This is a genomic window from Pseudomonas sp. KK18 (genome assembly GCF_037094675.1).
GTDB lineage: Bacteria > Pseudomonadota > Gammaproteobacteria > Pseudomonadales > Pseudomonadaceae > Aquipseudomonas.
In genome coordinates this window covers 1,811,124-1,835,941 of record NZ_CP146605.1, presented here as the reverse complement: position 1 = coordinate 1,835,941, position 24,818 = coordinate 1,811,124, and the positions used below count along the sequence as shown (strand labels likewise).

Here is a 24,818-nt window from a genome sequence, read left to right as displayed (position 1 = left end):
CTGGAAAATAAGTGAGAATGCGGCCCACTGCGGGACGGCAAAATCGCGCCTATCATATCCAAGATTCGTCATCAGCTTAAGGCCCAAGGCTCAAATGAAACGATCTGCTTTCTTTATCTCCGACGGCACCGGCATTACAGCCGAAACCCTGGGTCAAAGCCTGCTGGCGCAGTTCGAAAACATTACCTTCAGCAAATTCACGCGACCCTATATCGATAGCGTGGATAAAGCGCGAGCCATGGTACAACAAATCAATCTGGCGGCCGAAAAAGACGGATTTCGTCCGATCATTTTCGACACCATCGTCAATCAGGACATTCGTGAGATCCTCGCCACCTCCAATGGTTTCATGATCGACATCTTCTCTACCTTCCTGGCGCCGCTGGAACAAGAGTTAAGTGAACATTCGTCATACTCTGTCGGAAAATCTCACTCCATTGGCCATAACTCCAACTATATGGAGCGGATCGAGGCGGTGAACTTCGCCCTCGACAACGACGACGGCGCCCGCACCCACTACTACGACAAGGCTGATTTGATCCTGGTGGGCGTGTCCCGCTGCGGCAAGACGCCGACCTGCCTTTATATGGCCATGCAGTTCGGGATTCGCGCGGCCAACTACCCGCTGACCGAAGACGACATGGAGCACCTGACGCTGCCGAGCGCCCTGCGCGCGCACCAGCACAAGCTGTTCGGGCTGACCATCGACCCGGACCGCCTGACGGCGATTCGCAACGAGCGCAAGCCCAATAGCCGTTACTCCAGCTATGCGCAGTGCGAATTTGAAGTGCGGGAGGTGGAAAATCTGTTCCGCCGGGAAAATATTGCGCACATCAATTCCACGCATTTTTCGGTGGAAGAGATTTCGGCGAAGATTCTGGTGGAGAAAGGGGTGGAGCGGCGGTTCAAGTAACTCCGCGCTCTGGCCAAGGTGCTTGTGTGGCGAGGGAGCTTGCTCCCGCTCGACTGCGCAGCAGTCGCAAACCAGACGACTGGTATTTAGTGAATGGCTTTGGGGCTGCTTCGCAGCCCAGCGGGAGCAAGCTCCCTCGCCACAGGGGCCATGTTCACAACAAGCTGTTGGTTCACAGATGAAACCGCCCCCCACCCTGCCCCAGCGCCGTCGCCAGCGCATCGAACCCATCCAGCAGCAACTGATCATCCCCCGACGTATTGCAGATGCTCGCCCGAATGAATTGCGGCACCGCCGTCTGCCCCACGGCAAACGCTTCGGCTGTCGCGATCAGGTAATTGTTCTGCTTTAACTCCGCCTCGATTTCCGACGCGCGCCATGGCTCCGGGACTTCGATCCAGAAGTGCGGGCTGTTCAGGTGAGTGCGGTACTCCAGCCCAATCAACAAACCTTCCACCAGTGCCTTGCGGCGGCTGATTTCCTGGATCTGCTGGTGCAACAGGTGTTCCGCCGTGCCGTTTTCGATCCACTGGGTCGCCAGTTCCAGGGTGACCGGCGTGGCCATCCAGCAGGTGGAACGCAGGGCCGCAGAAATCCGGCTGACCAGCGCCGGCGGTGCATGCACGTACCCAACTCGCAAGCCTGCCGATACCGCCTTGCTCAGGCTGCTGATCAGAATCGTACGCTCCGGGGCAAAATGACTCAGGGGCGGCGGACGGTCTTCCACCAGCACACCGTGGGCCTCATCCTCGAGAATCAGCAGGTTGTGTTCCCGACAGACCTTCACCAATGCCTCACGGCGCGGGACCGATAGCACCGCTGTCGTAGGATTCTGGATGGTCGGCGTGCAGTACAACGCCGACACCCGGTGATTGCGGCAGACTTCATCCAGCGCCCCCGGCAGCAGCCCTTCTTCATCCATTTCCAGGCCGATCAGGCGGATGCCCAGCATGCGCGCGGCGGTGATCAACCCCGGATAGGTCAACTGTTCGGTCACCACCGTATCGCCGGCTCGCAACAGCGCCATCATTGCGCAGAGCAACCCATGTTGGCCGCCGTTCACGCAAATCACCTGCTCGGGAATCGGGTGGAAATCCCGCTGCACCAGCCACTGCGCACCCGCCGCCCGGTAACGCGGCAGCCCGGCATCCGGGGTGTAGGCACTGATGTCCTGCAAGAACTTGGCGTTGTTCGCCAGCGTCTGGAAGCTCTGGGCCAGAAACGTGGTCTCCTGCCCGGGGATGTGCATGTTGCGGCTCATATCAAAGTATTGTCGCGGCTCGTCGCTGAAGTTGCGAAAGCCTTCATCCCGCTGGCGCTCCATCCCACGCTTGCGTACGAAAGTGCCGTCGCCCACCCGCGCAACTACCAGCCCCAGGCGTTCCAGCTCACCGTAGGCGCGGCTGATGGTGCCAATGGTTACCCCCAGATTGTCGGAAAGCACCCGATGAGGCGGCAGTTTTCTTCCCGGTTCAATCAAGCCTTCAAGGATGCCTCGCTCCATGACATCGGACAGGCGCTTGTACTTCACGCCCTGCCCGTTGGAGAGTCCTTCTCGCATAATTGACACCATGTCAATATTTGTTTTGACAGCCATCATTCGCCCTAATAGTGTGCTTTTACGGGTTCAATCACCGAATCATGGCACTCAATATAGAGGTCAATTCGGTCTCATGGAAGCAATGTCACGATGCCAATGTCCGCCGTTCTCGAAAATGCTGAAAAAACAAAAACTCACAAGCAGTGGTTGGCCGGGCTGATTACCAGTGTGATGTTCCTGATCGTATGTCTCAGCTGGGGCACTACCTGGCTGGGCATCAAGATCGCTGTGGAAAGCGTGCCACCGCTGACCTCCGCCGGGCTGCGGTTCCTGATCGCGTTTCCGCTGTTCCTGTGTTTCGCCTGGGTGCGCCGCGAGCCGATCCTGTTTCCCCGGGAAAGCCGCTGGTTCTTCGTGTTTGTGACGCTGTCCTACTTCAGCGTTCCGTATTACCTGCTCAACTACGGCGAGATGCATGTCTCGTCCGGCCTCACCGCGCTGCTGTTCAGCTGCATGCCGGTGTTTATCCTGATTTTCTCCGCGCTGTTCCTGCGCGAGCGCATCTACTTTTCCCAGGTGATCGGCATCGCCATCGGGTTCGGCAGCCTGTACATGATCATCAAGAGCCAGGGCCTGCACCTGGACCATGCCGAGTTCTTCGGCGTGCTGGCGATCCTCGCCGCCGCGATCATGCATGCCTTGTGCTACGTGATTACCAAGAAACAAGGCAGCGCCATCAGCGTGATCACTTACAACACCCTGCCCATCGGCATCGCCGGGTTGATGCTGTTTGTCGCCGGGCTGTGGTTTGAAACCCCGACCTTTGAAGACATCACCCTGCGTTCCTGGAGTGCGCTGTTCTACCTCGGGCTGGTGGCCTCGGTGGGCGGCTTTATCGTGTATTTCATGCTGCTCAAGCGCCTGAGCCCGATCATTTTGTCCTTCGTGTTCATCATCTTCCCGGTGTTCGCGGTGATCATCGGGGCCTGGTACGAGGGCGTGCAGATTTCCAGGGACCTGATGATGTATTCGGCGATCCTGCTGGCCGGCTTTGCCATCACCAAGCTGCCCATCGAAAAGCTCCTGGCGAAGAAAAACTGAGATGAAGGTCCTGAGCCCAAGCGCACTGGAGCAGATTTACGCCCACGCCGACCGCAGCTACCCCGAGGAATGCTGCGGTTTCGTTTTCGCCGATGGCAGCGTGTACCTGGGCAGCAACATCCAGAACGAGCTGCACAGCAAGAACCCGGATATGTATTCACGCAGCGCCGCCAACGGCTACACCTTTTCGGTGGCCGACACGCTGATGATGAACAAGGCGTTTCGCAGTGATAACCCGGTGGTGGTGATCTACCACTCCCACCCTGACGTCGGCGCGTATTTCAGCGACGAAGACCAGGACAAGGCCCTTTTCATGGGCGAGCCGATCTACCCCGTAAGCTACCTGGTGGTGGATGTTCGCCAGGGCAAGACCCAAGGTTCCAAGCTGTTTGCCTGGGATGGCAAACACTTCGCCCAAAAACCCTTCAACGACCTGCAAACGGAGTTGTGCATGAACGCTGTCTCTTTCCCCGACATCCTGGTCCGCGTGGCCAAGCTGCCAGCATCGACCCTCGAGGGTGCCGGATCGACATTGCGCGAAGTCATTGAAAACCTCTGCATCGAGCACCCGCAATTGCGGGCGCACCTGCTCTACGAGAACAACCAGCTCAAGGAACACTTCCTGTTCACCGCCGAAGAGGAACTGATCGACGCCAACGACCGGTTGCCCGAAAAAGCCAAAATCGAAGTGTTGCTGGCCACTTCCGGCGGCATGGACGTCGACCAACTGAGCAACGAAGAAGTGCAGCGCTACGTGCGCCACATCACCCTGCCCGGCGTCGGCCGCGAAGGCCAGTTGAACCTGAAGAAAGCCCGCGTGCTGATCATCGGCACCGGCGGCCTCGGTTCGCCCATCAGCCTGTACCTGGCGGCAGCCGGCATCGGCACCCTGGGGCTGGTGGATTTCGACGTGGTGGAAAGCAGCAACCTGCAACGCCAGATCGTCCACGGCAACAGCACCCTGGGCCTGCCCAAGGTCGAGTCCGCCAAGCAGCGCTTGCAGGACCTCAACAGCCACATCCAGATCAACACCTACGACACCGCCTTCAACACCGACAACGCCCTGGAACTGGTGGGCGCCTATGACCTGGTGATCGACGGCACCGACAATTTCGAAACCCGCTACCTGGTCAACGACGCTTGCGTGCAGTTGGGCAAGCCGTTGGTGTACGGCGCCATCTACCGCTTCGACGGGCAGATCAGCGTGCTCAACTATAAAGGCGGGCCGTGCTATCGCTGCCTGTTTCCCCAGGCACCACCGGCGGAACTGGCGCCCAACTGCAGCGCCGGCGGGGTCATCGGCGTATTACCCGGGGTGGTCGGGATGATCCAGGCCACCGAGGCGATCAAGCTGCTGATCGGCATTGGCGAACCACTCTCGGGCCGGCTGATGCGCTTTGATGCACTGGCGATGAAGTTCAGCGAGATCCGCTTCAAGCGCCGCGCCGACTGCCCTTGCTGCTCGGAACTGCGCCACAGCCAAACCATCGCCCCCGCCGTCTGCGCCGACGCCCTGCCAAGCCAACCTTCCCTGGCCGAAGAACGCTACATCAAGCCGCGGGTGCTCAAGCAACTGCTCGAGCAACACAGCAAGGCCGACGTACTGCTGGATGTGCGGGACGCCAGCGAGCTGGAAGTGTGCAAGTTGCCGGGGGTGGTGCACATCCCGCTGGCCGAGCTCGACGGGCAACTCGCCAACCTCAGCCGCGACAACACGCACTACCTCATCTGCTACGCCGGGACCCGCGCGGAGCAAGCCGCCAGCACCTTGCTGGCCGCCGGATTCGCCAACACCAAAGTACTGCAAGGTGGCATGAAACACTGGGTTCGCGACGTCGAACCCGACATGCCTTTGTACTGATCAGCGGCCATGGGCTCTTACTTGATGTTGCATAACTCGATACTCGACGCCATTGGCCAAACGCCCATCGTGCGCCTGGAACAGTTTTCCGAAGACCTCGGCATCGAGGTCTACGCCAAGCTGGAATCCCTCAACCCCGGCGGAAGCCACAAGGCACGCATCGCCCTGGGCATGATCCTCGACGCCGAGCGCCGGGGCATTCTGATTCGTGGCTCAGGGCAAACCATCATTGAGCCCAGCGGCGGCAACACCGGCATCGGCCTGGTGATGGCCGGTAACGTGCTGGGCTATAAAGTGGTGCTGGTGATCCCCGACAACTACAGCCCCGAGAAGCAGAAACTGCTGCGCCTGTACGGCGCCAGGGTGGTGCTGTCGGACAGCCGCCTGGGCAACAATTCCCACGGCGAAAAGTGCATGGAGCTGCAGCTGGAAAACCCCAGCTACGTGATGCTCAACCAGCAGCGCAACGGCGCCAACCCGCAGACCCACCGTGACACCACCGCCCGGGAAATCATCCGCGCCTTCGGCGAGCTGCGTGTGGACTACTTCGTCAGCGGCATCGGCACCGGGGGCCATATCACCGGCATCGGCGAAACCCTCAAGAGCACCTGGCCGGCGATCCGCGTGATAGGGGTGGAGCCGGAAGAGTGCGACCTGCTCAGCGACCGCCATGCGCCGCACCATATCCAGGGCCTGTCGATCGGCTTGATCCCGAGCATTCTCAACGTCGCGATCATTGACGGGATGCTCAAGGTGTCGCGCCAGGAATGCCTCGACATGATCAAACGCATCATGCGCACCGACGCCATCAGCCTCGGGCTGTCGTCGGCCGCCAACATGGTAGCCATCGCCAAGCTGGCGCCGGAGCTGCCCACCGACACTGTCGTGCTGACCATGGTCTACGACAGTGCCGACAGCTATCTGCCCTGTTTTGAATAACAACTATTGCGGGGGTGCCTCCATGGGGGGCTTTATCGACATGCAACAACTGCACGATGAGTTGCTCACCCACCTCATCACCACGCTTACGCCTGCGCAGTTGAAGCAGCTGGAGGCGCATCTCGCGCCGCTGATCCAGGCGGCGGCCCAGGCGGTGGCCGAAGACCTGATCGCCTATGCCTGGCGCGACCCGGCGTCCCGTGGGCGCGGAGAGCTGATCCTGGAGTCCTACGCCTCGTTCAAGGCCGTGCTGTATTACCGCCTGGCCCACCTGGTGTGGAATTTCCCGGACAAGAACAACGGCGTGTTTTCCGCCATCGCCCTGAAGCTGAGCAACCAGGGCAAGATCCTGTCCGGCGCCGAAATTCACCCCGCAGCGCGGATCGGCCGGCGCTTTGTGCTGGACCACGGTTACGGCACGGTCATCGGTGAAACCTGCGAGATCGGCAACGACTGCTACATCCTCTGCGGCGTGACTCTCGGCGCCCGGGGCATCGCCAACAACCCGGACGGCAAGCGCCACCCGCGGCTGGGCAACAACGTGGAAGTCGGCTCCGGCGCGCGGGTGCTCGGTTACGTGCTGATCGGTGACAACGTGTTCATCAGCCCGTCCTGCGTGATCACCCAGGACGTGCCGGCCGGCACCAAGGTCAAGGTGGTCAACCAGATCCAGTTGCAGAAAAACGATGAGTCGGACCACAGCAATTACCTCGGCGCGTTTGCCCTCGACGAACGCCTGCACGTGGTGGGCGAAGTCAACGCCAGCCACAAGGTGACGGTATTGGACGCTGACTTTCATCCCCTGCCCGGCCTGCTGCTGGAGCCGACAGTCAAGGAACGTCATCACCTGCAATTCCGCCTGCGGCACATCGAAACCAACGCCTACCCGCCGCGCCTGCCGCTGAACCTGAAAGTGACCGGGCCCGAATTTGAAATCACCCTGCTATCTCCTCCTGGCTTGAGCGCGATGGTTCGTCGCCTGCTGCAAGCCAGCCCACTGATCGTCGGAGGTTGAACATGTCCGTGCACACCATGGAAACCCTCGCGCTGTTCGACAGCGCGCCTTACCAGAATGCCTTCAGTGCGCGGGTGATTGCCGTCAGCGAACAGGGAATCGCCCTGGAGCACACGCTGTTCTACCCCACCGGCGGCGGCCAACCGGGGGACACCGGCCATTTCATCCTGCCCGACGGCAGCCGCGTCGACATCACCGGCACCGTGCGTGACCCGGTGCTGCGCTCGATCATCTGGCACCAGGTAGAACACTGCCCCGAGCAACTGGCCGCCGGGATGCAGGTAGACGCCAGCCTGGACTGGGAACGTCGCTACCAGCACATGAAAATGCACACTTGCCTGCACCTCCTGTGCTCGATCATCGACGCTCCGGTGACCGGTTGCAGTATCGGCGCCGACAAGGGCCGCCTGGATTTCGACCTGCCGGAAATGACCCTCGACAAAGAGACCATCACCCGTGACCTCAATGCCTTGATCGAACAGGCTCATGGGGTGAAAACCCTGTCCATGCCCGCCTCGGAGTATTCAACCCTGCTGCAGATCACTCGCACCCAGGCGGTGGCGCCACCGGTCATCCAGGGGGCAGTACGGGTGATTGAAATCGCCGGGATCGATATCCAGCCCTGCGGCGGCACCCATGTGACCAATACCGAGGAAATCGGCCGGGTGTTCTGCGAAAAAATCGAGAAGAAGAGCAAACACAATCGCAGGGTGATCCTGCGGTTTGAATAACCGCCGAGCGACGACCGGGGCGCCGACGCCCTAGTCGCCGTTCGTACAGGAAACTGACAGCAAATTTATGCGCTTGTAACATTCAGAAACGTACAATCCCGCCAGCAACGCCTCGTTGCCCCTGACTCGCGAAAACAGCGCCCGCCCTTCTCGGTGGGTCATTCGTGCAGCAGCTAAGCTCACTCCCATCACGCCCCTGAACCTGAACGCTGCAGGAATGACTGCCTATGAAAAGAGTGTTCCGTCACTACATCCCTGCATCCACATTGCGCTTGCTCCCCAACCGCTGGGATTTGGTCGCCCTGCCCCTGGTGATCGGCTTTTTACTGTTTTTCTCCATCACTGCACGGGAAACCTGGGCGCCCATCGCCACCCTGCAGAGTGAAGTGATCTCGCTGGACCCGGCCAACCTGCCGGAATACGCGATGCGCACCACGATGCGCATGCTGGCGGCGATGGTTGCAGCGCTGGTGTTCACCCTGTTGTACGGCACCCTGGCCGCCAAAAGCCGGCGCGCCGAGAAACTGCTGGTGCCCGTGCTCGACATCCTGCAATCAGTACCAGTGCTGGGTTACATCTCGTTCACAGTGACGTTCTTCCTGCTGCTGTTCCCCGGGCGTGTGCTCGGCGCGGAGTTCGCGGCCATCTTTGCGATTTTCACCAGCCAGGCCTGGAACATGACGTTCAGCTTCTACCAGTCGCTGCGCATGCTGCCCCATGACCTGGTGGAAGTGTCGACCAACCTGCGACTTTCCGGTTGGCAGCGGTTCTGGAAGCTCGACGTGCCCTTCGCCATGCCCGGGCTGGTGTGGAACATGATGATGAGCATGTCCGGCGGCTGGTTTTTCGTGGTCGCCTCCGAGGCCATTACCGTCGGCGACAAGACCATCACCTTGCCGGGCGTGGGCTCATACCTGGCCCTGGCGATTGCCCAGAAAGACCTGCACGCCGTGGGCTACGTGATCCTGGCGATGATTGTGGTCATCCTGATGTACGACCAGTTCCTGTTCCGCCCACTGGTGGCCTGGGCCGACAAGTTCCGCATGGAAACCACCGCCTCCCAGGGTGCCGCGCCGCAATCCTGGCTGCTGAACCTGATCCAGCGCACGCGCATCGTCCAGCGCATCCTGCGGCCTGTCACCCGCGCCATCAGCCGCATTGGCAACAAGCGCTTCAGCCTGGCGGGCGGTGCACTCAAGGCGCTGCCGGCAGAAACCCCGAAAGCGTCAAAAGTGATCGACTGGGTATGGGGCGCACTCATCGCGCTGCTGGCCGCTTATGCGCTGTACCACATCGTGCAGTACGTCGGCACCGAAGTGACCCTGGCCGAAGTCGGCCACGTATTTGTGCTGGGCTTCATCACGCTGCTGCGTGTGGCTGGCCTGATCCTGATCGCCTCGCTGATCTGGGTGCCGCTGGGCGTAATGATCGGCTTGCGCCCTGCGCTTGCGGAAAAAATCCAGCCGCTGGCGCAGTTCCTTGCGGCCTTCCCGGCGAACCTGCTGTTCCCGGTGTTCGTCATCGTGATCCTGCACTACAACCTCAACCCGGATATCTGGCTGAGCCCGCTGATTGTGCTGGGCACCCAGTGGTACATCCTGTTCAACGTGATCGCCGGAGCCAGCGCGTTCCCGAATGACTTCAAGGAAGCCGCCGCCAACTTCCGCATTCGCGGCTGGTTGTGGTGGCGCAAGGTGATGCTGCCGGGGATTTTCCCGTACTACGTCACCGGCGCGATTACCGCCTCGGGGGGTGCCTGGAACGCCAGTATCGTGTCCGAGTACGTGTCCTGGGGCCACGACAACGTGGTCGCCCACGGGCTGGGCGCCTACATCGCCCAGACCACCGCGGCCGGCGACTTCCCGAAGATCGCCCTGGGCGTGGTGGTGATGTCGATCTTCGTGGTGGCGTTCAACCGCGCTGTGTGGCGGCCGATGTACGCCATGGCTGAAAACAAACTTCGTCTGAATTGATGGGACTCGCTGTGATGACTACCTATACCGAGCATGCCGCCGACACTCCGGAAATCTACTCGTTGAAAAACGTGAACCGGGTGTTCGGAAAAGGTAAAGACGAGCTGCAAGTCCTCAGCGGCGTGAACTTGAGCCTGCACGAAGGCGAGATTGTCGGCATGCTCGGCCGGTCCGGCTCGGGCAAGTCGACCTTGCTGCGCATCATCGCCGGGCTGATTCAGCCGTCGTCGGGCGAAGTACGCTACAACGGCGCGCCACTCACCGGCCCGGCCGAAGGCGTGGCCATGGTGTTCCAGACCTTCGCGCTGTTCCCGTGGCTGACCGTGCTGGAAAACGTCGAGGCCGGCCTGCAAGCCTTGCAGGTCGAGCGCAAGGAATCCCGCAGGCGCGCCCTTGCGGCCATCGACCTGATCGGCCTGGACGGTTTTGAAAACGCCTACCCGCGCGAACTGTCCGGCGGCATGCGCCAACGCGTAGGTTTCGCCCGCGGGCTGGTGGTCAACCCGACCCTGCTGCTGATGGACGAACCGTTCTCGGCGCTGGACGTACTCACCGCCGAAACCCTGCGCACCGACCTGCTGGATCTGTGGAGCGGCAAGCAGCTGCCGATCAAGTCGATCCTGATCGTGACCCACAACATCGAAGAAGCGGTGCTGATGTGCGACCGCATCCTGGTGCTGTCGTCCAACCCTGGCCGGGTGGTGGCCGAGATCAAGGTGCCGTTTGCCCACCCGCGCAACCGCCTGGACCCGACCTTCCGGCAAATGGTCGACGACATCTACGCCCTGATGACCGACCGCCGCAGCGCCGACGCGAGCAGAGGTTTGCCTGAGCTGAAAATGGGCAGCCTGTTGCCGGAAGTCTCCACCAACCTGATGGCTGGCCTGATCGAAACCCTGGCCGCCGAGCCCTACAATGGCCACGCCGGCCTGCCGACCGTGGCTGAACGGCGTTTGCTGGAAGTCGACGATCTGTTCCCGGTGGCGGAGATGCTTGAGCATTTGGGCTTCGCCGAACTCAAGGGTGCCGATATCACCCTGACCGATGCCGGCAAACTGTTCGCCGACTACGGCACCCAGGAGCGTAAAACCCTGTTCGCCGAACACTTGATCCGCCACGTGCCATTGGCCGCGCGCATTCACCAGGTGTTGCTTGAGCGCAGCGGCCACCGGGCGCCACGGGTGCGCTTCGAGCAGGAGCTGGAAGACTCGATGACGGAAGCCTTTGTGGAGAAAACCCTGGAAAGCGTGGTGGCCTGGGGGCGGTATGCGGAGATTTTCTCCTATGACGACCATACCGAGACGTTCAGCCTGGATGATGTGGAAGGCAGCATGTAGGTTTAATGTGGGAGCGGGCTTGCTCGCGAATGCGGAGTGTCAGCCAATGCATATATGGCTGATCCACCGCATTCGCGAGCAAGCCCGCTCCCACATTTGATCAGTGGTGTTCTTCATATGACGAACAGGTCGACAAACCGGTTTACCGCAGTGGCCTCAAGCCGTGCCTGATCCTTGCACAGCGCAAAAATCTCGGCACTGCGCTGCGCGGTAAACCGGGTCGCCAGGTTGGCCTTGAACTTGTCTTCCAGCAACGGAATGCCATCCACCCGACGGCGACGGTGGCCAATCGGGTATTCCACGGCCACCTGTTCGGTGCTGGAACCATCCTTGAAGAACACCTGCACCGCATTGGCGATGGAGCGCTTGTCGGCCTCCAGGTATTCGCGGCTGTAGCGCGGCTCCTCGACGATGACCATCTTTTCGCGCAGCTCATCGATGATCGGATGGGCCGCGTGGAATTCATCTTCGTATTGCTCGGCCACCAGGTTGCCAAACGCCAGCGGTACGGCGGTCATGTACTGGAGGCAATGGTCGCGGTCCGCCGCGTTGGCCAACTGCCCGACCTTGGAGATGATCCGGATCGCCGATTCGTGGGTGGTGATCACAATCTTGTCGATCTCATGCAGGCGGTGCTTCACCTGTGGGTGCAGGGTGACTGCTGCCTCGCAGGCGGTTTGTGCGTGGAACTCGGCGGGGAAGCTGATCTTGAACAGTACGTTCTCCATCACATACGTGCCGTAGGGCTGCGACAGGCTGAAGGCGCGCTTGTCTTCGGGCTTGAGCGCCAGGTCCTTGTTGGTGTGGCTGAACAGCACGTCATAGAAGCCCCACTGCGGCGCGCTCAACACACCGGGAATGCCCATCTCGCCGCGCATGGCGATATCCGCCAGGCGCACCCCGCGACTCGACGCATCCCCCGCCGCCCACGACTTGCGCGAACCGGCGTTCGGCGCATGACGATAAGTACGCAATGCCTGGCCATCGACAAACGCCTGGGACAGGGCCGACAGCAGTTGCTCACGGTTGGCGCCCATCAGCTTGGCGGTGACGGCGGTGGAGGCGACTTTCACCAGCAGCACGTGGTCAAGGCCGACGCGGTTGAAGGAGTTTTCCAGGGCAATCACGCCCTGGATTTCGTGGGCCATGATCATCGCCTCAAGCACTGCCCGCACGGTCAGCGGTGCTTCGCCGTTGGCCAGGCGTTTTTGCGAGAGATGGTCGGCGACCGCGAGGATGCCACCGAGGTTATCGGAAGGGTGACCCCATTCGGCGGCAAGCCAGGTGTCGTTGTAGTCGAGCCAGCGCACGATGCAGCCGATGTCCCATGCGGCCTTGACCGGGTCCAGGCGGAACGAGGTGCCCGGCACCCGTGCGCCGAACGGCACCACCGTGCCTTCGACGATCGGCCCCAGGTGCTTGGTGCACTCCGGGAAACGCAGGGCCAGCAGGCCGCAACCGAGGGTGTCCATCAGGCAGTTGCGGGCGGTGTCGAGGGCATCGCGGGATTCGATCCTGAAACTCAGTACGTAGTCGGCGATGTCCTGCAGGACCTGGTCGTAGTCGGGGCGGTTGTTCTGGTCGACGTTGGCGCTCATGGCAGTACTCCAAAGTGGGTTAGGTGTGGTCCATCCTCAGGGTCAGGGTGTTCGTTCCCACGCTCTGCGTGGGAACGCCGCCTTGGACGCTTCGCGTCCCGTACGGCGCAAGGGTGACGCAGAGCGTCACGGGATGCATTCCCACGCAAAGCGTGGGAATGATCGGTTAGAAAGAGTCGCCGGGGACGCGTACGAACCCTTCCATCAACACTCGCGCACTGCGGCTCATGATGGCTTTTTTCACGACCCATTCACCGTCGACCTGGCTGGCCTCGGCGCCTACGCGCAACGTCCCGGAGGGATGCCCGAACCGCACCGCATTGCGCTCCACGCCGCCCGCCGCCAAATTCACCAGCGTGCCGGAAATCGCCGCCGCCGTGCCAATCGCCACCGCCGCCGTGCCCATCATCGCGTGGTGCAACTTGCCCATGGACAGCGCCCGCACCAGCAGGTCGACATCACCCGCCTTGATCGCCTTGCCGCTGGACGCCACGTAGTCCGCAGGCCGCGCCACAAACGCCACCTTCGGCGTGTGCTGACGCTGGGCCGCTTCGTCCAGGTGTTTGATCAAGCCCATGCGCAGCGCACCATGGGCGCGGATGGTTTCAAACATCGCCAGGGCCTTGGGGTTGCCATTGATCGCACCCTGCAACTCGGTGCCGGTGTAGCCCAGGTCCTGGGCGTTGATGAAGATGGTGGGGATCCCGGCATTGATCAGGGTCGCCTTGAACGTGCCGACACCCGGCACTTCCAGGTCATCCACCAGGTTGCCGGTAGGGAACATCGAGCCACCGCCGCCCTCTTCTTCCGCCGCCGGGTCCATGAATTCCAGCTGCACCTCGGCGGCCGGGAAGGTCACGCCGTCGAGTTCGAAGTCGCCGGTTTCCTGCACCGCGCCGTCGGTGATCGGTACGTGAGCGATGATGGTCTTGGCGATATTCGCCTGCCACACCCGCACCACGGCCACGCCGTTGTGCGGAATGCGCGCGGCATCTACCAGGCCGGCGCTGATGGCGAACGAACCCACCGCCGCCGACAGGTTGCCGCAGTTGCCGCTCCAGTCCACGAACGGTTTGTCGATGGACACCTGGCCGAACAGGTAGTCCACGTCGTGATCGGCGCGGGTGCTTTTGGACAGGATCACGGTTTTGCTGGTGCTGGAAGTCGCGCCGCCCATGCCGTCGATTTGCTTGTCATACGGGTCGGGGCTGCCGATCACCCGCAACAACAACGCATCCCGCGCCGCGCCCGGCACCTGGGCCGACTCGGGCAAATCCTTGAGGCTGAAAAACACGCCTTTACTGGTGCCGCCACGCATGTAGGTGGCGGGAATCTTGATCTGCGGTACGTGTGCCATGGTGGTCCTCATGGGCCGGGGCGTTGACCCCGGCCGCAGTTATCAGGCAGTAACAGCCGATTCCAGGAAGTCCTGGGCAAAACGTTGCAACACGCCGCCCGCCTCGTAGATCGACACTTCTTCAGCCGTGTCCAGGCGGCAGGTCACCGGCACCTCGACACGCTCGCCGTTCTTGCGGTTGATCAGCAACGTCAGTTGCGCACGCGGGGTGCGTTCGCCGATCACGTCGTAGGTTTCAGTGCCGTCGATCTTCAGGGTCTTGCGGTCGGTGCCCGGCAGGAACTCCAGCGGCAGCACGCCCATGCCCACCAGGTTGGTGCGGTGGATGCGCTCGAAACCTTCGGCGGCAATCGCTTCAACACCGGCCAGGCGTACGCCCTTGGCCGCCCAGTCCCGGGACGAACCCTGGCCGTAGTCGGCGCCGGCAATGATGATCAGCGGCTGCTTGCGCTCCATGTAGGTTTCGATGGCTTCCCACATGCGCGTGACCTTGCCTTCCGGCTCCAGGCGCGCCAGCGAACCCTGTTTGACCTTGCCGTCTTCAACCACCATTTCATTGAACAGTTTCGGGTTGGCGAAGGTGGCGCGCTGCGCGGTCAAGTGGTCGCCACGATGGGTCGCGTAAGAGTTGAAGTCGACTTCCGGCAGGCCCATTTTCGCCAGGTATTCACCGGCGGCGCTGCCCGGCATGATCGCGTTGGACGGCGACAGGTGATCGGTGGTGATGTTGTCCGGCAGCACCGCCAGCGGGCGCATGCCCTTGAGCGGACGTGCACCGGCCAGGGCACCTTCCCAGTACGGCGGGCGACGGATGTAGGTGCTCTGCGGGCGCCAGTCGTACAGCGGCGTGACCTTCGGGCCGGTGTCTTCGTGGATCGCGAACATCGGGATGTACACCTGGCGAAACTGCTCCGGCTTGACCGACGCCTTGACCACCGCGTCGATTTCTTCGTCGCTTGGCCAGATGTCCTTGAGGCGGATTTCCTTGCCGTTGGCGTCCAGGCCCAGCACGTCTTTTTCGATGTCGAAACGGATGGTGCCGGCAATCGCATAGGCCACCACCAGCGGCGGCGACGCGAGGAACGCTTGCTTGGCGTACGGGTGGATACGGCCGTCGAAGTTGCGGTTACCCGAAAGCACGGCGGTGGCGTACAGGTCGCGGTCGATGATCTCTTGCTGGATCACCGGGTCGAGTGCGCCGGACATGCCGTTGCAGGTGGTGCAGGCGAACGCCACGACACCAAAACCGAGTTGCTCCAGTTCGGTGGTCAGCCCGGCTTCGTCGAGGTACATCGCGACGGTTTTCGAACCCGGTGCCAGGGACGACTTGACCCACGGCTTGCGGGCCAGGCCGAGCTTGTTGGCATTGCGTGCCAGCAGGCCGGCGGCAATCACGTTGCGCGGGTTGCTGGTGTTGGTGCAACTGGTGATGGCCGCGATGATCACCGCGCCGTCGGGCATTTGCCCCGGCACGTCATCCCACTGGCCGGAGATGCCCTTGGCCGCCAGGTCGCTGGTGGCGACGCGGGCGTGGGGGTTGCTCGGGCCGGCCATGTTGCGCACCACCGAGGACAAATCGAAGCTCAGGCCACGCTCGTATTGCGCGCCCTTGAGGTCGTCCGCCCACAGGCCGGTGTGGCGAGCGTATTGCTCCACCAGGGTGACTTGCTCGTCTTCACGACCGGTGAGTTTCAGGTAGGCGATGGTCTGTTGGTCGATGTAGAACATCGCCGCCGTGGCGCCATATTCCGGGGCCATGTTGGAGATGGTGGCGCGGTCGCCCAGGGTCAGCGCCGAGGCGCCTTCACCGAAGAACTCCAGCCACGCACCGACGACCTTCTGCTTGCGCAGGAACTCGGTCAGCGCCAGCACCATGTCGGTGGCGGTGATGCCCGGTTGCAGCTTGCCCGTCAGCTCCACGCCAACACTTTCCGGCAGGCGCATCCACGAGGCGCGGCCGAGCATCACGCTCTCTGCTTCAAGGCCGCCAACGCCGATGGCGATTACGCCTAAGGCATCAACGTGAGGCGTGTGGCTGTCGGTGCCGACGCAGGTATCCGGGAAGGCCACGCCGTCACGTACCTGGATCACCGGAGACATTTTCTCCAGGTTGATCTGGTGCATGATGCCGTTGCCCGGCGGGATCACGTCGACGTTCTTGAAGGCCTTTTTGGTCCACTCGATAAAGTGGAAACGGTCTTCGTTGCGACGGTCTTCGATGGCGCGGTTTTTCTCGAACGCCTGCGGGTCAAAACCACCGGCTTCGACGGCCAGGGAGTGGTCGACGATCAGTTGGGTCGGCACCACCGGGTTGACCTGGGCCGGGTCACCGCCTTGCAGGGCGATGGCGTCGCGCAGGCCGGCAAGGTCCACCAGGGCGGTCTGGCCGAGGATGTCGTGGCATACCACGCGGGCCGGGAACCATGGGAAATCGAGATCGCGCTTGCGTTCGATCAGTTGGCTCAAGGAGGCATTGAGGGTTGCGGGGTCACAGCGACGCACCAGGTTTTCCGCGAGCACGCGGGAGGTGTACGGCAGTGTGGCGTAGGCGCCGGGGGTGATTGCATCGACCGCCGCGCGGGCATCAAAGAAATCGAGGCGGCTGCCGGGGAGCGGTTTGCGGTGTTCAGTGTTCATCGTCAGGACTCGGTCACGGTAGTTGCAAAAGGAAGAACCGTTGCTGATCCAAGGTGGAATGCGATCAAAATGTGGGAGCGGGCTTGCTCGCGAAAGCGGTGTGTCATGTAACACACATGGCGACTGTCACACCGCCTTCGCGAGCAAGCCCGCTCCCACATTTTTGATCCGGTTTCACCCCAAGATCAGCGGTTTCTCCACTCAGCGACGTTCGATTGGCACGAACTTGCGCTGCTCAACGCCGATGTACTCGGCGCTCGGACGGATGATGCGGTTGTTGGCACGCTGTTCAAATACATGCGCGGCCCACCCTGTAAGCCGCGAGCAGACGAAAATCGGGGTGAACAGCTTGGTCGGGATGCCCATGAAGTGGTACGCCGAGGCATGGTAGAAGTCGGCGTTGGGGAACAGTTTCTTCTGCTCCCACATGGTCTTGTCGATGGCTTCGGAAACCGGGAACAACACGGTGTCGCCCACTTCGTCCGCGAGTTTTTTCGACCAACCCTTGATCACCTCGTTACGCGGGTCGCTGTCTTTATAGATCGCGTGGCCAAAGCCCATGATCTTGTCCTTGCGCGCCAGCATGCCGAGGGTGCCTTCCACCGCTTCCTGGGCAGAAGAGAAACGCTCGATCATCTCCATCGCCGCTTCGTTGGCACCACCGTGCAACGGGCCACGCAGGGAGCCGATGGCGGCGGTGACGCAGGAATACAGGTCCGACAGGGTCGACGCACACACGCGGGCGGTGAAGGTCGAGGCGTTGAATTCGTGCTCGGCGTAGAGAATCAGCGACACGTTCATCACCTTGACGTGCAAGTCGCTGGGCTTCTTGTCGTGCAGCAGGTGCAGGAAGTGCCCGCCGATGCTCGGCTCGTCGGTCACGCAGTTGATGCGCTGGCCGTCGTGGCTGAAGCGGTACCAGTAGCACATGATCGCCGGGAACGCGGCCAGCAGGCGGTCGGTCACGTCGCGCTGCACGGAGAAGTCTTTCTCCGGCTCGATATTGCCCAGGAACGAGCAACCGGTGCGCATCACGTCCATCGGGTGCGCGTCGGCGGGGATGCGTTCCAGCACTTCTTTCAGCGCCTGGGGCAGGTCGCGCAGTTTGCCGAGCTTGGCGGTGTAGGCGGCCAGTTCGGCTTTGGTCGGCAGTTCGCCGTAGAGCAGCAGGTAAGCGACTTCTTCAAACTGGGCATCGGCGGCGAGTTCGCGCACGTCGTAGCCGCGATAGGTCAAGCCGGCACCGGCCTGGCCCACGGTGGACAGTGCGGTTTGCCCGGCAACCTGGCCACGCAGGCCAGCTCCACTGAGTACTTTTGCTTCGGCCATGGTTATCTCCAATCTTGTAGTTATTAGTGAGGCGCTCGCGTTACTTCTTGGCGGCGAACAGCGCGTCGAGCTTCTGCTCGAAGGTGTGGTAGTCGATGCGATCATAAAGCTCCATGCGGGTTTGCATGGTGTCGATCACGTTCTGCTGGGTGCCGTCGCGACGGATCGCGGTGTAGACGTTCTCGGCCGCCTTGTTCATGGCGCGGAAGGCCGAGAGCGGGTACAGGACGATGGAAACATCCGCAGATTTCAGTTGATCGACGGTATAGAGAGGTGTCGCACCGAATTCGGTGATGTTGGCCAGGATCGGCGCTTTCACCCGGGAGGCGAACAGCTTGTACATCTCAAGCTCAGTGATGGCTTCCGGGAACACCATGTCGGCACCGGCCTCGATGCAGGCGGCCGCACGTTCCAGGGCGGATTCCAAACCTTCCACGGCCAGTGCGTCGGTGCGGGCCATGATCACGAAGCTGTCATCGGTACGCGCATCCACCGCAGCCTTGATGCGGTCGACCATTTCCTGCTGGGACACGATTTCTTTGTTCGGGCGATGGCCGCAACGCTTGGCGCCCACCTGGTCTTCGATATGGATCGCCGCCGCGCCGAACTTGATCATCGACTTGACGGTGCGCGCCACGTTGAACGCGGAGGAGCCGAAACCGGTGTCCACGTCCACCAGCAGCGGCAGGTCGCACACGTCGGTGATGCGGCGCACGTCCGTCAGCACGTCATCCAGGCCGGTGATGCCCAGGTCCGGCACACCGAGGGAGCCGGCAGCCACCCCGCCACCCGACAGGTAGATCGCCTTGAAGCCGGCGCGCTTGGCCAGCAGCGCATGGTTGGCGTTGATCGCGCCGACTACCTGCAACGGGTGCTCGCTGGCAACCGCGTCACGGAAACGCTGGCCTGGAGTGGTGTTGTTATTGGAACTCATGACTCACCTCGTGATTGGGGAGCGCCGTCCGGGAAGTGACGGGCAATGTTGCGTTTGGAGGCACCGATATGCCGGCGCATCAACAACTCGGCCAGTTCACCGTCGCGATCGGCAATCGCGTCAAGAATGCGGTGATGCTCGGCAAAGGCCTGGCGTGGACGATTGGGGGTGGCGGAGAACTGGATGCGGTACATGCGCACCAACTGATACAGCTCGCCGCACAACATTTGGGTCAGGGTGCGATTACCGGCGCCTTGAATTATCCGGTAATGAAAATCGAAGTCGCCTTCCTGCTGGTAGTAGCCGACACCGGCCTGGAAGGCCGCATCGCGCTCGTGGGTGTGCAACACCTGGCGCAGCTCTTCGATCTCGGCGTCGGTCATGCGCTCGGCGGCCAGACGGCAGGCCATGCCTTCCAGGGATTCGCGGATTTCGTAGAGTTCGATCAGTTCCTCATGGCTCAACGAGACCACTCGCGCGCCCACATGGGGGATGCGCACCAGCAGGCGCTGGCCTTCCAGGCGATGAATCGCCTCGCGCAGCGGGCCACGGCTGATGCCATAGGTGCGCGCCAGTTCCGGCTCGGAGATCTTGCTGCCGGGGGCGATTTCGCCCTTGACGATGGCGGCCTGGATACGCCGGAAGACGTTCTCGGACATGGTCTGGGAATCGTCTTGGGCCATCACTGGGGTTTCCAGTTGATCCAGCATATTGTCGACACCTTTAAAAGCAATGCCGCAAAAACTAGCCAATCAGCCCCGGATAGTCAAAGAATAAATACACATTGTCGACAATCGTCTAATAACCCGCCTTGCACTCTATCGGGGCATGGCCGGCTGCCAGCGCTGGCGCCAGAAAACCTTCATGTTAGAATGCCGGCCACTTTTGCCTCACATCCCTGGATGAAAAGGCGCACGAGGGAGCTTGCGCAGCAATGCCAGTCGCCTTGAATTGAACATCGCACTGCACCGCGTCAGGATTTATGAGACTCAAGCCCTTCCCCCTTTTGCTTCTACTGTTTATCCCGGGCCTTGGCGTTGCTGCCGAGAAGACCGTTTATGGACTCAATGAATACGCCAAGTTGGCCGGCATTGACCTGGAAGTGGCCGCCAAGCTCGACACCGGCGCCAAGACCGCGTCCTTGAGCGCCCGCGACATCAAGCGCTTCAAGCGCAACGGCGAGTCCTGGGTGCGCTTCTACCTGGCCATCGACACCGCACACTCCCACCCCATCGAGCGCCCCCTGGCCCGCGTGAGCAAGATCAAGCGCCGCGCCGGTGACTACGACCCCGATGAAGACAAGAACTACACCGCCCGTCCAGTCATCGCCCTGGACATCTGCATGGGCACCGCTTTACGCAGTATCGAAGTGAACTTGACTGACCGCAGCGCCTTCCAATACCCGCTGCTGATCGGCTCCGAAGCGCTGAAACGCTTTGATGCGCTGGTCGACCCCAGTCTTAAATACGCGGCGGGCAAACCTGCCTGCGCCTCCGACGCTCATACCGCTGAGTAATTTGAATGCGCTCTCTTAATCTGCACCTGAAAATCCTGATCGCCGTTTTGGTGGTCTTGGGCATTTCGGTCACCGCCTATCAGATTTTCGTGCTGGGGATTCCCGTCACCGAGGACGCCACCGACGACCTGTGGAACATCGACGCCAAGGTCGAGTTCGTCGCCAGCGCCAAGGACCCGGTGAAAATCCAGATGTTCGTGCCGCCCCTGAGCCGCGACTTCGTCAGCCTGAATGAAAGCTTTATCTCGAATAACTACGGCGTCAGCGTCAATCGCCTCGACGGCAACCGCAAGGTCACCTGGTCGGCACGCCGGGCCAAGGGCAACCAGACCCTCTACTACCGCCTGGTGCTGACCAAGCGTTACAGCGGTGAAAAGGTCAAGGTCAAGGGCCCGACCTTCCGCGACAGCATCGCCGTCGAAGGCCCGGAAAAAATCGCCGCCGAAGCCCTGCTGGCGCCGATCCGCCAGCACTCGGCCGACGTCGAGACCTTTATCAGCGAAGCCATCAAGCGCACCAACAACCTCAACGACGACAACGTGAAGCTGCTGCTGGCGGGCGACCCGTCGACGCCGCACAAGGCCAAGATCGTCGAGTTGCTGCTGTCCATCGCCCATGTGCCGGTGGAAAAGGTCCACACCATCCGCCTGGTGGCCGACCAGCCGCAAACCCCGGAACTCTGGCTGCGCAGTTTCAATGGCAACGACTGGCTGTACTTCAACCCCGACACCGGCGAGCAAGGCCTGCCGGCCGACCGCCTGCTGTGGTGGACCGGTGATGAAAACCTGATCACCGTCGACGGCGGCAAGAAGGCCATGGTGACCTTCAGCCTCAACAACAGCGAAATGAACGCGATTCGCCTGGCCAAGCTGACGGACGAAAACACCGACGCCAACTTCCTCGAGTACTCGCTGTACGGCCTGCCGCTGCAAACCCAGCAGACCTTCATGATCATGGTGATGATCCCGATTGGCGTGCTGGTGATCCTGATCCTGCGCAACCTGATCGGCCTGCAGACCCTTGGCACGTTTACCCCGGTGCTGATTGCCCTGGCGTTCCGCGAGACACAGCTGGGCTTCGGGATTGTGCTGTTCACCATTATTACGGCGCTGGGGCTGTCGCTTCGGTCTTACCTGGAACACTTGAAGCTGCAGATGCTGCCGAGGCTCTCGGTGGTGCTGACCTTCGTGGTGGTGCTGATCGCCGCCATCAGTCTGTTCAGCCACAAGCTCGGCCTGGAGCGCGGGTTGTCGGTGGCACTGTTCCCGATGGTGATCCTGACCATGACCATCGAACGCCTGTCGATCACCTGGGAAGAACGCGGTGGCGGCCATGCGATGAAAGTCGCGATCGGCACGCTGTTCGCCGCGTCCCTGGCGCACATCATCATGAGCGTGCCGGAACTGATCTACTTCGTGTTCACCTTCCCGGCGATCCTGTTGATCCTGGTGGGCTTCATGCTGGCCATGGGTCGTTATCGCGGCTACCGCCTGACCGAACTGGTGCGTTTCAAGGCCTTCCTCAAGGCTGACTCGTAATGTTCGGCTTCTGGAAGACCTGGAAGGCCCTGGAAGCGCGGGGGATCATGGGCATCAACCGGCGAAATGCCGACTACGTGCTCAAGTACAACAAGCGCAGCCTGTATCCGATCGTCGATGACAAGATCATCACCAAGGAACGGGCCATGGCCGCCGGCATCCACGTGCCGGAAATGTACGGGGTCATTTCCACCGAGAAGGAAATCGACAAGCTCGACGAGATCATCGGCGGGCGCAGCGACTTCGTGATCAAGCCGGCCCAGGGCGCCGGTGGTGACGGTATCCTGGTGATCGCCGACCGTTTTGAAGGGCGCTACCGGACCGTCTCCGGCAAGATCATCAGCCATGAAGAAATCGAGCATCAGATTTCCAGCATCCTCACCGGCCTGTATTCCCTCGGCGGCCACCGTGACCGCGCGCTGATCGAATACCGGGTGGTGCCCGACCAGATCTTCAAGAGCATCAGCTACGAAGGCGTACCGGACATCCGCATCATTGTGCTGATGGGCTACCCGGTGATGGCCATGCTGCGCTTGCCCACCCGCCAGTCCGGCGGCAAGGCCAACCTGCACCAGGGCGCGATTGGCGTGGGTGTCGACCTCGCCACCGGCCTGACCCTGCGCGGCACCTGGCTGAACAACATCATCACCAAGCACCCCGACACCACCAATGCGGTGGACGGCGTGCAACTGCCCAACTGGGACGGGTTCATGAAGCTCGCCGCCGGCTGCTACGAGCTGTGCGGCCTGGGCTATATCGGCGTGGATATGGTGCTGGACCAGGAAAAGGGTCCGTTGATCCTGGAACTTAACGCTCGCCCGGGGCTGAACATCCAGATTGCCAACGACTGCGGCCTGACCTTGCGCACCCATGCCGTGGAGGCTCGACTGGAAGAGCTGAAGGCGGCGGGAGTAACGGAAACACCGGAGGAACGGGTTAAGTTTGTGCAGGAAATGTTTGGGCATATTCCGGCGGTCGAGGGATAAACCCAGTGACCTGCTCCGTACACCCGCTGCCCTACCGGGCCAACCCTGCCGAATACTTTGCAGCAATCCGCCGTGCGCCCGGCGCGGTGCTGCTGGACAGTGGCCGACCGGCGGCCGAGCGCGGCCGTTATGACCTGCTGAGCGCCTGGCCCGAGACGACCCTGGCGGTACTGCCCGACGAAAGCGGCAGTGATTTCCTGCAGCGCCTGCGGGAAAACCTGACGTTGCTGGGTGAAGCCACGATCCCCGCGCCCTACGAGCTGCCGTTTGCCGGCGGCCTCATCGGCTACCTGAGCTACGACTTCGGTCGTCATCTTGAGCACCTGCCGCACCTGGCGGTGGACGACCTGCACCTGCCGGATGCACGCTTCGGCCTGTACGCCTGGGCCTTGATCAGCGATCACCAGGCGCAGACCAGCCAACTGGTGTTCCACCCCAAACTGGCGGAAAGCGAACGGCAACGCCTGATTACCTTGTTCGGTCAGCCGACCATCAGCGCATCGGCCACCTTCAAGCTGCAAGGCCCAATGGCCCCGGACGTGACAGCCGACACCTACCAGCACGCCCTCGCCCGTATCCAGGACTACATCCAGGCCGGTGACTGCTACCAGGTCAACTTTGCCCAACGTTTCCGTGCCCCGTGCAGTGGCGATCCGTGGGTGGCCTACTGCGCCTTGCGCGAAGCCTGCCCGACGCCGTTTTCCGGGTTCCAAAGCTTGCCGGATGATGGCGCGGTATTGAGTTTATCGCCGGAGCGCTTCGTCAAAATCAGCCAGCGCCAGGTGGAAACCCGCCCGATCAAGGGCACCCGGCCAAGGGGTGCGACGCCTGAGGAAGATGCAGCCAACGCCGCTGAATTGCTGGCCAGCCCCAAGGATCGTGCCGAAAACCTGATGATCGTCGACCTGCTGCGCAACGACCTGGGCCGCACCTGCCGTACCGGCTCGGTGAAAGTGCCGGAGTTGTTCAGCCTGGAAAGCTATCCCAACGTGCATCATCTGGTGAGCAGCGTCACCGGTGAGCTGGCGGACGATAAAGACGCCCTCGACCTGATCGCCGGCAGCTTCCCCGGCGGCTCCATCACCGGCGCACCGAAGATTCGCGCGATGCAGATCATCGACGAGCTGGAGCCGACCCGGCGCGGGTTGTATTGCGGTTCGCTGGTGTATCTGGACGTGCGCGGCGAGATGGACAGCTCCATCGCCATTCGCAGCCTGTTGGTCAAGGATGGTCAGGTGTGCTGCTGGGGCGGCGGCGGGATTGTCGCGGACTCGGAGTGGCAGGCGGAGTATCAGGAGTCGATGACCAAGGTGCGGGTGTTGTTACAAACCTTGGAAAGCCTGTAGCACCCAGCCCCTTCCTGGCTCGCTGACGTAGAGCCACGCAGCAGAAAAGACCTGAATCAGTACCGAAGTAGACGGGGTCGAAGCCGGAGGATAGCGTCCGGTTTCAACCGTCCACCAGCCGTCTGTGAAGGATCACATGAAACGACTGCCTACTTGTCAGGAAAGAT

Annotated in this window: 19 protein-coding genes; 12 read left to right on the top strand and 7 right to left on the bottom strand. The window is 61.7% G+C overall.

What is annotated here, in order from left to right; translation table 11 throughout:
- The first annotated feature begins 94 nt into the window (after positions 1–94).
- Positions 95–913, top strand: a complete 819-nt coding sequence (locus tag V6607_RS08245) for a pyruvate, water dikinase regulatory protein (protein ID WP_003215001.1) — start codon at positions 95–97, stop codon at positions 911–913.
- 172 nt (positions 914–1,085) lie between these two features.
- Here the strand turns inward: V6607_RS08245 and V6607_RS08240 are convergent, their stop codons facing one another.
- The gene (locus V6607_RS08240; RefSeq protein ID WP_284731411.1) at positions 1,086–2,474 is read right to left on the bottom strand and encodes a PLP-dependent aminotransferase family protein; all 1,389 of its coding nucleotides are present in this window, start codon (positions 2,472–2,474) and stop codon (positions 1,086–1,088) included.
- Positions 2,475–2,660: 186 nt separating this feature from the next.
- Between V6607_RS08240 and V6607_RS08235 the strand changes: the two genes are divergently transcribed.
- The 7 genes from V6607_RS08235 (at position 2,661) to V6607_RS08205 (ending at position 11,410) form a co-directional block, all read left to right on the top strand.
- Positions 2,661–3,554 (top strand): EamA family transporter, encoded by an 894-nt coding sequence (locus V6607_RS08235; protein WP_166742189.1) that lies wholly within the window; start codon positions 2,661–2,663, stop codon positions 3,552–3,554.
- A gap of 1 nt (position 3,555) precedes the next feature.
- Positions 3,556–5,415, top strand: coding sequence for a molybdopterin-synthase adenylyltransferase MoeB (gene moeB, locus V6607_RS08230; protein ID WP_134325939.1), 1,860 nt, complete (start codon positions 3,556–3,558; stop codon positions 5,413–5,415).
- Between the two features lie 24 nt (positions 5,416–5,439).
- A complete protein-coding gene (locus V6607_RS08225) occupies positions 5,440–6,354 on the top strand; it encodes a PLP-dependent cysteine synthase family protein (protein ID WP_134327635.1) in 915 nt (304 codons plus the stop codon).
- 22 nt (positions 6,355–6,376) lie between these two features.
- A complete protein-coding gene (locus V6607_RS08220; RefSeq protein WP_003214992.1) occupies positions 6,377–7,369 on the top strand; it encodes a serine O-acetyltransferase in 993 nt (330 codons plus the stop codon).
- A gap of 2 nt (positions 7,370–7,371) precedes the next feature.
- Positions 7,372–8,100, top strand: coding sequence for an alanyl-tRNA editing protein (locus tag V6607_RS08215; RefSeq protein WP_003214990.1), 729 nt, complete (start codon positions 7,372–7,374; stop codon positions 8,098–8,100).
- 227 nt (positions 8,101–8,327) lie between these two features.
- Complete coding sequence (locus V6607_RS08210; protein WP_134325938.1) at positions 8,328–10,073, top strand: ABC transporter permease subunit; 1,746 nt, start codon at positions 8,328–8,330, stop codon at positions 10,071–10,073.
- A 14-nt stretch (positions 10,074–10,087) separates the two neighbouring features.
- Positions 10,088–11,410, top strand: coding sequence for a nitrate/sulfonate/bicarbonate ABC transporter ATP-binding protein (locus V6607_RS08205; RefSeq protein ID WP_008432668.1), 1,323 nt, complete (start codon positions 10,088–10,090; stop codon positions 11,408–11,410).
- A gap of 113 nt (positions 11,411–11,523) precedes the next feature.
- On the opposite strand, the gene prpD is transcribed toward V6607_RS08205, so the two are convergent.
- From prpD to V6607_RS08175, 6 genes are all read right to left on the bottom strand, one after another.
- The gene (gene prpD, locus V6607_RS08200) at positions 11,524–13,008 is read right to left on the bottom strand and encodes a 2-methylcitrate dehydratase (protein WP_134325937.1); all 1,485 of its coding nucleotides are present in this window, start codon (positions 13,006–13,008) and stop codon (positions 11,524–11,526) included.
- A gap of 166 nt (positions 13,009–13,174) precedes the next feature.
- Entirely contained in the window at positions 13,175–14,365 is a 1,191-nt protein-coding gene (prpF, locus tag V6607_RS08195) for a 2-methylaconitate cis-trans isomerase PrpF (protein WP_134325936.1), read from the bottom strand.
- A 42-nt stretch (positions 14,366–14,407) separates the two neighbouring features.
- The gene (gene acnD, locus V6607_RS08190) at positions 14,408–17,002 is read right to left on the bottom strand and encodes a Fe/S-dependent 2-methylisocitrate dehydratase AcnD (RefSeq protein WP_134325935.1); all 2,595 of its coding nucleotides are present in this window, start codon (positions 17,000–17,002) and stop codon (positions 14,408–14,410) included.
- Positions 17,003–17,203: 201 nt separating this feature from the next.
- Positions 17,204–18,331, bottom strand: coding sequence for a 2-methylcitrate synthase (gene prpC / locus V6607_RS08185; RefSeq protein WP_134325934.1), 1,128 nt, complete (start codon positions 18,329–18,331; stop codon positions 17,204–17,206).
- Positions 18,332–18,371: 40 nt separating this feature from the next.
- A complete protein-coding gene (gene prpB, locus V6607_RS08180) occupies positions 18,372–19,265 on the bottom strand; it encodes a methylisocitrate lyase (protein WP_003214976.1) in 894 nt (297 codons plus the stop codon).
- Positions 19,262–19,975, bottom strand: coding sequence for a GntR family transcriptional regulator (locus V6607_RS08175; RefSeq protein WP_008432676.1), 714 nt, complete (start codon positions 19,973–19,975; stop codon positions 19,262–19,264). Before V6607_RS08175 ends, prpB begins: the two co-directional genes overlap by 4 nt.
- Positions 19,976–20,247: 272 nt before the next feature.
- Between V6607_RS08175 and V6607_RS08170 the strand changes: the two genes are divergently transcribed.
- Genes V6607_RS08170 through pabB form a run of 4 tightly spaced genes read left to right on the top strand, consistent with a single transcriptional unit; the run spans position 20,248 to position 24,651 of the window.
- The gene (locus V6607_RS08170; RefSeq protein ID WP_023659091.1) at positions 20,248–20,781 is read left to right on the top strand and encodes an ATP-dependent zinc protease; all 534 of its coding nucleotides are present in this window, start codon (positions 20,248–20,250) and stop codon (positions 20,779–20,781) included.
- A gap of 5 nt (positions 20,782–20,786) precedes the next feature.
- Entirely contained in the window at positions 20,787–22,319 is a 1,533-nt protein-coding gene (locus V6607_RS08165) for an inactive transglutaminase family protein (RefSeq protein WP_003214971.1), read from the top strand.
- Entirely contained in the window at positions 22,319–23,305 is a 987-nt protein-coding gene (locus V6607_RS08160) for an alpha-L-glutamate ligase-like protein (protein ID WP_003214969.1), read from the top strand. Before V6607_RS08165 ends, V6607_RS08160 begins: the two co-directional genes overlap by 1 nt.
- 5 nt (positions 23,306–23,310) lie before the next feature.
- Positions 23,311–24,651, top strand: a complete 1,341-nt coding sequence (pabB, locus tag V6607_RS08155) for an aminodeoxychorismate synthase component I (RefSeq protein ID WP_134325933.1) — start codon at positions 23,311–23,313, stop codon at positions 24,649–24,651.
- The last annotated feature ends 167 nt before the right edge of the window (positions 24,652–24,818 follow it).